The 969-nt window shown below is 68.9% G+C and carries 1 protein-coding gene; it reads right to left on the reverse strand.

The window, feature by feature from the left end; genetic code table 11:
* Positions 1-969: SDR family NAD(P)-dependent oxidoreductase (locus A5736_RS01350; RefSeq protein ID WP_139333057.1), on the reverse strand; the 969-nt coding region annotated here is incomplete at both ends.

Here is a 969-nt window from a genome sequence, read left to right on the forward strand (position 1 = left end):
TCGGGTCATGCGGGCCTTGTCGCGCTCGCCCAGGTGTCGGGTCATGCCGCTGGCCTGTTCCCACAGCCCCCACGCCACCGACAACCCCGCCAAGCCCTGCGCACGCCGGTAGGCGGCCAGACCATCGAGGAAACTGTTGGCCGCCGCGTAATTGCCCTGCCCCGGGGCGCCCACGATGCCGGCCATCGACGAGAACATCACAAACGCCGAAACATCCAGTTCCGCGGTGAGCTCGTGTAGGTTCCAGGCCCCATCCACCTTGGCCCGCAACACCGCATCCACCCGATCCGGCGTCAACGAACCGATCAGCCCGTCATCAAGCAGCCCCGCGGCGTGAAACACCCCCTTGAGCGGATATTGCGCCGGCAGCCCCGCGATCAACGCCGCCACCGCATCGCGATCGGCCACATCGCAGGCCACCACCGACACCCGCGCCCCCGCGTCTTCCAGCCGACTCACCACCTCGGCCACACCCTCGGCATCCGAGCCCTGGCGACTGGCCAACACCACATGCGCCACCCCATAACGCGTCGCCAGATGCTGCGCCAGCGCCGAACCCGCCATCCCGGTCCCCCCGGTGACCACCACACTGCCCCCGGCAAGCCCGCGCTCGCCGATGGTGAGCACCACTTTGCCGACGTGGCGAGCCTGGCTGATGAAGCGATACGCCGCCGGGGCGGATCGCACGTCAAAGGTCTTGACCGGCAACGGCTTCAACGTGCCCGCCGCGAAGAGCCCCATCAGCTCGGCCAGCATCGCCGCGATGTGGTCCGGGCCGGCCTCCATCAGATCGAAGGCCCGATACTGCACGTGGTTGTCGGCGGCGACCTGCCGCGGGTCGCGCAGGTCGGTCTTGCCCATCTCGATGAAGCGCCCACCATCGGACAGCAACCGCAGCGACGCGTCGATGAACTCACCGGCCAGCGAGTTGAGCACCACATCCACCCCGGCGCCGCCGGTCGCGGCAAG

It is taken from the genome of Mycobacterium sp. SP-6446 (assembly GCF_001954045.1).
In the GTDB taxonomy this organism is placed as follows: domain Bacteria; phylum Actinomycetota; class Actinomycetes; order Mycobacteriales; family Mycobacteriaceae; genus Mycobacterium.